Consider the following 7,154-nt stretch of genomic DNA (forward strand, 5'->3'; position numbering starts at 1 on the left):
GCCCGCGCTGCCGATCACCTGACCTTTTACCGATAAGCCTGCTTGACCGACGCTCCTCAGGAAGTCGGCGGGCCGCCCACGTTCGCCGGGGCCGGGGCGGTGCCCGAGGGCGGGCCCGACGGGCCGTCGTCGTCGAGCTCGAAGCCCGGGTCCTCGTCCACGATGTCGAGGAGGTCGCCGATCCGGGTGACCTCCAGCAGGAAGCGCACCGTCGGGGGCGCCCGCAGCACGCGCACGCGGTGCGGGCTGCGGCTCGCGAGCCGGGCGAGGAACGCGACGCCGGACGAGTCCATGAAGGTCACGTGGTGCGCGTCGATCTCGACGGGAAGACGAGACTCCTCGGCCGCAGCCGTCGCCTCGTGCAGGTCGCCGCCGATGTCGGCGTCGATCTCCCCGGAGAGGACGATCCGTGCGCGCGAGCGGCCCACGATGACGTGGATGCTCGCAGGATCGCCGATCTCGGGGGTCTGATGTCCGGGGTCCTGGGGGCTCCCGCCCTGCGGACCGCGCGGCGGGTCATAGGTTCCGTCCTGCACGGTTCTCCTTCCGGGAGCAGTGGTCGTGACGCTGTATCGGTCCGATGATAGAGGTTGAGGTTCAGATCTCGGACTGTCCCAATCTACGGTTGAATGTCCTGCTGGAACAGCACCTCGAGCATTAGATACCGTAGGGAGGGCATTTTGACCGATTCATCCGGTCCGACACCGTCCTCTCCGGCGCCCCGGCACCCCGGCCTTTCCAATTTCGGCCTCGGTCCGACCCAGGACGGAATGTCGAACGGCATCATCGGCGGAACTTCCGGCGACACGCCGAACGCAACCCCGAACGCATCATCGAACGCACGATCCGGCGCACCCGTGAACGCCTCGTCGGACGACTCGGCGAACCGGAACGGGAGCGGGCACGCCAACGGCCGTGCGGTGCCGCCTCCGGCCGCCAGCGTGCCGCCGAGCATCCCGTCGGGCACGCCCCCGGGCGGTACCCACCGGGTGTCGGGCGCGGACCCGCGCTCGCGGCTCTCGGGGACGGGCATCCCGCGCACCCTTCCGCCGTCGGTCGGCGACGTGGTGCTGCGCGCCGCCGTGTCCGTCGGCCTCCCCGTGTTCCTGACGGGTCCCACCGAGGACGGCATGCCCATGCTCTGGGCCAACCAGGCGTTCGAGCGCTACGCGGGCGTGCGCTTCAGCGACTTCGCCGGGTACACCGTGCGCCGGCTCGGCGAGATGCTCGTCGAGCCGCAGGACCTGGAGCGGATGACCGAGCTGGTGAACGCGGGCCAGGAGGTGCACGCGACGGTGCGGTCGCACCTGCGTGGCGGCACGACCGGCTGGGCGCAGCTCACGCTCACCCCGGCCCGGGCCGGCCACGACGACCGCATCACCCACTGGGTCGGGTTCAGCGTGGACGTCTCCGAGCACATGGAGCGGCACGCCGCCCAGCTCGCGAGCCTGGAGATCGAGCGGCAGCAGCGCGAGGACCTCGACCTCATCGCGCAGACCACCGAGATCCTGACGGACCTCGAGTACCCGTACGCCCTGCGCGACATCGCGGAGCTGCTCCAGTCGATGGTGCGCTGGGCGGGCTTCTACGTGAACGACGACGGCCTCAAGCACGCCGCCGGCGTCGACGTCGCCGCGCCGCCGAGCGGCCGGGGCCGCCGGCACGCGCGGTACATCGAGGGCGACAACATCGCGGACAAGACGCAGCGCCGCCGTCCGCAGACCGACGCCCTCGGCGACTCCGTGACGACGGGCCCCATGCCGATCCTCGAGGTCGTGGACTCCGTCCAGGACGTGCTCGACGGCGTGCTGGACGGCCCCGTCACGCTGCACCTGGACATCCCGCACGCGCCGCACTCGGCGTCGGGCTGGCTGCAGCGCGACCTGACGCTCCGGCTCGCGGACGAGCTGGGCAAGGCGCCGGACTCCGTGGTGGTGCATCCCGTCGCCGGCCGGCGGGACGTGCTCGGCCTCGTGGTGATCGTGCCGGACGAGGACGAGCCGGGCGACTACGTCGAGGCCGACGAGCCCGACACGCTGCGCACCGTGATCGAGGTCGTGGCGCGCCGCGCGGGCAGCGCCATCGACAACGCGCGGATGTACGCCCGCGAGCACCGCCTCGCCGAGACCCTGCAGCGCGCCATGCTCCCCGAGCAGGCCGACGTCGCGGGCCTCGACGTGTGGACCTACTACGCCCCGAACGCCGAGCACGCCCAGGTGGGCGGCGACTGGTACGACGTGCTGCAGATCTCGCCGGAGCTGGTCGGGCTGGTGATCGGCGACGTCGTCGGGCACGACGTCGAGGCCGCCGCGACCATGGGCCAGCTGCGCTCCGTGGTGCGCTCCTACGCGTTCGAGCTGTCCACGCCGAGCCGGGTGCTCGAACGCGTGGACCAGCTCGTCGCCGGCATGGGCATCCCGCGCTCGGCGAGCATGGTGTACGCCTCCCTGCAGCGCGAGGAGGAGCCGGACACCTGGACGATCGGCTACTCGCGCGCGGGCCACCTCCCGCCGCTCCTGCTGCGCGCCGGCGAGGTGATCAAGCTGGACGACGGCGGCGGCGCGCTCGTCGGCTTCGGCTCCCGGGAACGGACCACGGGCGAGGCCAAGCTGCACCCCGGCGACACGCTCCTCTTCTACACGGACGGCCTCATCGAACGCCGCGACCGGTCCCTGCGGCTGGGCCTGGAGGCCCTGCTGGAGACCGCGTCGGCGATCACGGCCCGCGACGCGGCGGGCGTGGGCGAGGAGCTGCTCTCACGCCTGGCGGACGCGCCGGAGGACGACGTGGCGATCGTCGTCGTCCGGATCCCCGACCCGGCTGGCGACGCCGCGGAGACGGCCCTGTCTCCGCGCTGGCGGCGCTGGATGCTGCCGAGCGAGCCGTCCTCGATCGGCCGGGCCCGGCACGCCGTGCTGCGCACCTGCCAGGCGTGGGGCATCGAGGAGTCGGCGCAGGCCGAGCTGGTGGTCTCCGAGCTCGTGGCGAACGGGGTGCTGCACGGCTGGGGGCACATCGCGCTGCGCCTGTACGACACGGGCGACGGGCTGCGCATCGAGGTCGAGGACAACAACCCGGCGCCGCCGGTCGCGACCGACGGGCACCCGAACCGCCTGGGCGGGTTCGGCATGCAGATCGTGGACCGGCTGGCCGAGTGGGGCTGGCGGCCGTCGGGCTCGGGCAAGCTGGTCTGGGCCAAGCTGCGCCGTCAGCCGACACCGCCGAAGTAGCGGACCGGCGGGGTGGACCTTTGGTCACCCCGCCAGGGTCTCGCGAGACCTTCGGGTACCGTCCGCCGCGTGGGCGAGACGGGTGGGAAACGTTTTACGCGGTGGACGCGTCGCGGTGGGACAACGGCGACGAGTCGTCGTCCCGCGACGTCATCACGGCGAACCCCGAGTCGGGGGCGGCAGGCTCGCACGAGTGCTCGTCGTCCACGCGGAACAGCTCCATGGCCCCGCACACCTCGAGCACGAACAGGTCCCGCTCGTCGGCCCCGCGGATCACGGTGGCGCCGCCGCGCTTGCGCCCGGCGTCGGCCAGGGAGATCAGGAACGCGGCCCCGGTGGAGTCCATGAAGGTCACCCGGCACATGTCGATGACGAGCAGCTGCCGGCGCAGGCCGACCACGCGCGCTGCGATCTCCGGGAACTGGTCTCGTTCGGCGAGGTCAAGGTCGCCGGCGATCACGAGCGTCGTCGTCGTGGGAGACGTCGCGATCTCGATCATGTGTCGAGCGTAACGACTGTTGCTCGATCGCACCGGATGAAAGGCAAAATTCACCGTTGTGGTTGGCATCAAGGGCAATCCTGTGCGACCTCTTTGTCCTGTGTTGTCCCGAGTGTGCGCCAGGTCCGCCCGAGGTGTCGTCGGGGTGTGACAATTCGAGCATGAGCTCCCACGAGAACCTGCTCCAGGGCCCTGCCCCCACGCTGCTGTCCGACGACCACCCGACCGCGCGCGAGCAGCTGGCCGACGGCGGCGACCCGGTCGCGGTGGCGGCCCAGGCCCCGGCGTCGTCCCTCGTGTGGGCGGTCCTCGCCGAGCGCGCGCTGACGGCGGGCACCGCCGCGGGCGACGTGGAGGCGTACGCCTACGCGCGCACCGGCTACCACCGCGGGCTCGACGCGCTGCGCCGGTCGGGCTGGCGCGGGCAGGGCCCGATCCCGGCCGGCCACGTGCCCAACCAGGGTTTCCTCCGCGCGCTGCTGGCTCTCTCGGAGGCCGCGCACCGCATCGGCGAGGAGGCCGAGGCCGAGCGCTGCGCCACGTTCCTGGGCGACTCCGGCACGTCCGTGGACGAGGTTCGCGCCCTGGTGCCCACCACGAAGTAGACTCGGGCGCGGCCCGCGGGCGCCAACGGAGCGCACTCTGCGGGGCAACCCTAGGAATTCGAGAAGGTGGAGATCCATGCCAGGCGTCGTGCTCGTCGGGGCCCAGTGGGGCGATGAGGGCAAGGGAAAGGCGACGGACCTCCTGGGCTCCCGCGTCGACTACGTGGTCAAGTTCAACGGTGGTAACAACGCGGGGCACACGGTCGTCATCGACGACGAGAAGTACGCCCTGCACCTGCTGCCGTCGGGCATCCTGTCGCCCGGCGTCGTGCCGGTCATCGCCAACGGCGTGGTGGTCGACATCGAGGTCCTGTTCGAGGAGCTGGACGCGCTGATCGCGCGTGGCGTGGACGTGTCCCGCCTGCTCGTCTCGGGCAGCGCCCACATCATCGCCCCGTACCACCGCACCATCGACAAGGTGACGGAGCGGTTCCTCGGCAAGCGCCGCATCGGCACCACGGGCCGGGGGATCGGCCCGGCGTACGCCGACAAGACCAACCGTGTCGGCATCCGCATGTGGGACCTGTTCGACGAGAAGATCCTGCGCGCCAAGATCGAGGGCTCGCTGGACCAGAAGAACCACCTGCTGGTGAAGGTCTACAACCGGCGTGCCATCACGGTCGACGAGACGCTCGACGAGCTGCTCCAGCACGCCGACCGCCTGCGGCCCATGGTCACGGACACCGCCGTCGAGCTGAACAAGGCGCTCGACGCGGGCAAGAACGTGCTGTTCGAGGCCGGCCAGGCGACGATGCTCGACATCGACCACGGCACCTACCCGTTCGTCACGTCGTCCAGCGCGACGGCGGGCGGCGCGGTGACCGGGTCCGGCGTCGGGCCCACCCGGATCGACTCCGTGATCGGCGTCATCAAGGCGTACACGACGCGCGTCGGCGAGGGGCCGTTCCCCACGGAGCTGTTCGACGACAAGGGCGAGTTCCTCCGCAAGACCGGCGGCGAGTACGGCGTCACCACGGGCCGCGCCCGGCGCACCGGCTGGTACGACGCCGTCATCGCGCGCTACGCGACGCGCATCAACGGCCTCACCGACATCGTGCTCACCAAGCTCGACGTGCTCACCGGCATGGAGAAGGTCCCGGTCTGTGTGGCCTACGACGTCGACGGCGTCCGCCACGACGAGATGCCCACCGACCAGACGGCGTTCCACCACGCGAAGCCGATCTACGAGGAGCTCGACGGGTGGTGGGAGGACATCTCCCGCGCGCGGTCCTTCGACGACCTGCCGAAGAACGCCCAGGCTTACGTGAAGGCGCTCGAGGAGATGTCGGGCACCCGGATCTCCGCCATCGGCGTGGGGCCCAAGCGCGACGAGATCATCCCCGTCCACGACCTCATCCACCAGCGCTGAGAAGGACCTCTGCCACCGTGAAGATCCTCGTCATCGGGACAGGTGCCCGCGAGCACGCCATCGTCCACTCGCTCGACCGGGAGAACGTCTCCGGCACCGCCTCCCACGAGCTGCACGCCGCGCCGGGCAACCCCGGCATCGCCGGGGTGGCCACGCTGCACGAGGTCGACCCGCTCGACGGGGCCGCCGTGGCGGCCCTCGCCGTGCGGCTCGGCGCGGAGCTGGTCGTCGTCGGCCCGGAGGCGCCCCTCGTGGCGGGCGTCGCGGACGCCGTCCGCGCGGCCGGCATCCTGGTCTTCGGCCCGTCCGGCGAGGCGGCCCGGCTGGAGGGCTCCAAGTCGTTCGCCAAGGAGGTCATGGCAGCCGCCGGCGTGCCGACCGCGATGGCGCATGTGTGCACCGACGTCGCCGAGCTGGAGGCCGCGCTCGACGCCTTCGGCGCCCCGTACGTGGTGAAGGACGACGGCCTCGCGGCCGGCATGGGCGTGGTCGTCACCGACGACCGCGCCGCGGCGCTCGCCCACGGCGCGGCCTGCCTGTCCCACGAGAACGGCCGGGTCGTGGTCGAGGAGTACCTCGACGGCCCCGAGGTCTCCCTCTTCTGCGTGTGCGACGGCACCACGGTGGTCCCCCTGGTCCCCGCGCAGGACTTCAAGCGCGTCGGGAACGACGACGAGGGCCCCAACACGGGTGGCATGGGCGCGTACACCCCGCTCGACTGGGCGCCGTCCGGCCTCGTGGACGAGGTGCTGAGCCGCGTGGCCCAGCCCACCGTCGACGAGATGGCCCGCCGCGGTACGCCGTTCTCCGGCGTGCTCTACGTGGGGCTCGCCCTCACCAGCCGCGGTACCCGCGTGGTGGAGTTCAACGCGCGCTTCGGCGACCCGGAGACCCAGTCCGTGCTGGCCCGGCTCGCGACGCCGCTCTCCGAGGTGCTGCTCGCCTCGGCCCGCGGCGGGCTCGCCGACCTGGAGCCCCTGCGGTGGCGCCCCGAGGCGTCCGTCACCGTGGTCGTCGCCTCCGAGGGCTACCCGGCGTCGGCCCGGTCGGGCGACCCGATCACCGGCATCGAGGACGCGGAGGCGCTCCCCGGGGTGCACGTGCTGCACGCCGGCACCGGGCTCTCCGAGACCGGCGAGCTGGTCAGCGCGGGCGGCCGCGTGCTGTCCGTCGTGGCGCTCGGCACCGACCTGGCGGACGCCCGCCGTCGGGCCTACGAGGGCGTGGCGCGGATCGAGCTCAAGGGCTCGCACCACCGCACCGACATCGCGCTGAAGGCGGAGCGCGGCGAGGTCACCGTCCCGTAGCAGGGCATCGGCGCCGGACGAGGGCGCGCCGCCCCCCCCGGCGCCGCGCCGTCCCCCCCCGGCCCGCAGCGGGCGACGCCCCCCCCGTCCCCCCCCGGCCTGCCGGTGACGTCGATCAGCACCCCCCACAACCCGGCGCGCCCG

At 72.4% G+C, this 7,154-nt stretch carries 6 protein-coding genes; 4 read left to right on the forward strand and 2 right to left on the reverse strand.

Annotated elements, in window-relative coordinates:
* Positions 1 to 56: 56 nt before the first annotated feature.
* Positions 57 to 536: an STAS domain-containing protein gene (locus ACFWEJ_RS25330; RefSeq protein WP_377231941.1), complete on the reverse strand. Its 480-nt coding sequence runs from the start codon at positions 534 to 536 to the stop codon at positions 57 to 59.
* A gap of 384 nt (positions 537 to 920) precedes the next feature.
* Here ACFWEJ_RS25330 and ACFWEJ_RS25335 point away from each other — a divergent pair, with 384 nt between their 5' ends.
* Positions 921 to 3,230: a SpoIIE family protein phosphatase gene (locus ACFWEJ_RS25335; RefSeq protein WP_377231946.1), complete on the forward strand. Its 2,310-nt coding sequence runs from the start codon at positions 921 to 923 to the stop codon at positions 3,228 to 3,230.
* Between the two features lie 94 nt (positions 3,231 to 3,324).
* On the opposite strand, the gene ACFWEJ_RS25340 is transcribed toward ACFWEJ_RS25335, so the two are convergent.
* Entirely contained in the window at positions 3,325 to 3,729 is a 405-nt protein-coding gene (locus ACFWEJ_RS25340; RefSeq protein WP_377231942.1) for an STAS domain-containing protein, read from the reverse strand.
* Between the two features lie 161 nt (positions 3,730 to 3,890).
* On the opposite strand from ACFWEJ_RS25340, the gene ACFWEJ_RS25345 reads away from it, so the two are divergent.
* From ACFWEJ_RS25345 to purD, 3 genes are all read left to right on the forward strand, one after another.
* A complete protein-coding gene (locus ACFWEJ_RS25345; RefSeq protein ID WP_377231943.1) occupies positions 3,891 to 4,334 on the forward strand; it encodes a DUF3151 domain-containing protein in 444 nt (147 codons plus the stop codon).
* A gap of 76 nt (positions 4,335 to 4,410) precedes the next feature.
* Positions 4,411 to 5,703 (forward strand): adenylosuccinate synthase, encoded by a 1,293-nt coding sequence (locus ACFWEJ_RS25350; RefSeq protein WP_377231944.1) that lies wholly within the window; start codon positions 4,411 to 4,413, stop codon positions 5,701 to 5,703.
* A gap of 17 nt (positions 5,704 to 5,720) precedes the next feature.
* Entirely contained in the window at positions 5,721 to 7,010 is a 1,290-nt protein-coding gene (gene purD / locus ACFWEJ_RS25355) for a phosphoribosylamine--glycine ligase (protein ID WP_377231945.1), read from the forward strand.
* The last annotated feature ends 144 nt before the right edge of the window (positions 7,011 to 7,154 follow it).

It is taken from the genome of Promicromonospora sp. NPDC060204, from assembly GCF_042728455.1.
Lineage (GTDB): Bacteria > Actinomycetota > Actinomycetes > Actinomycetales > Cellulomonadaceae > Promicromonospora.

What these genes read in the sequence shown, in the direction of transcription:
- ACFWEJ_RS25340 (WP_377231942.1), bottom strand. Translation starts at nt 3,729, where the DNA reads ATGATCGAGATCGCGACGTCTCCCACGACGACGACGCTCGTGATCGCC.
- ACFWEJ_RS25345 (WP_377231943.1), top strand. Translation starts at nt 3,891, where the DNA reads ATGAGCTCCCACGAGAACCTGCTCCAGGGCCCTGCCCCCACGCTGCTG.
- ACFWEJ_RS25350 (WP_377231944.1), top strand. Translation starts at nt 4,411, where the DNA reads ATGCCAGGCGTCGTGCTCGTCGGGGCCCAGTGGGGCGATGAGGGCAAG.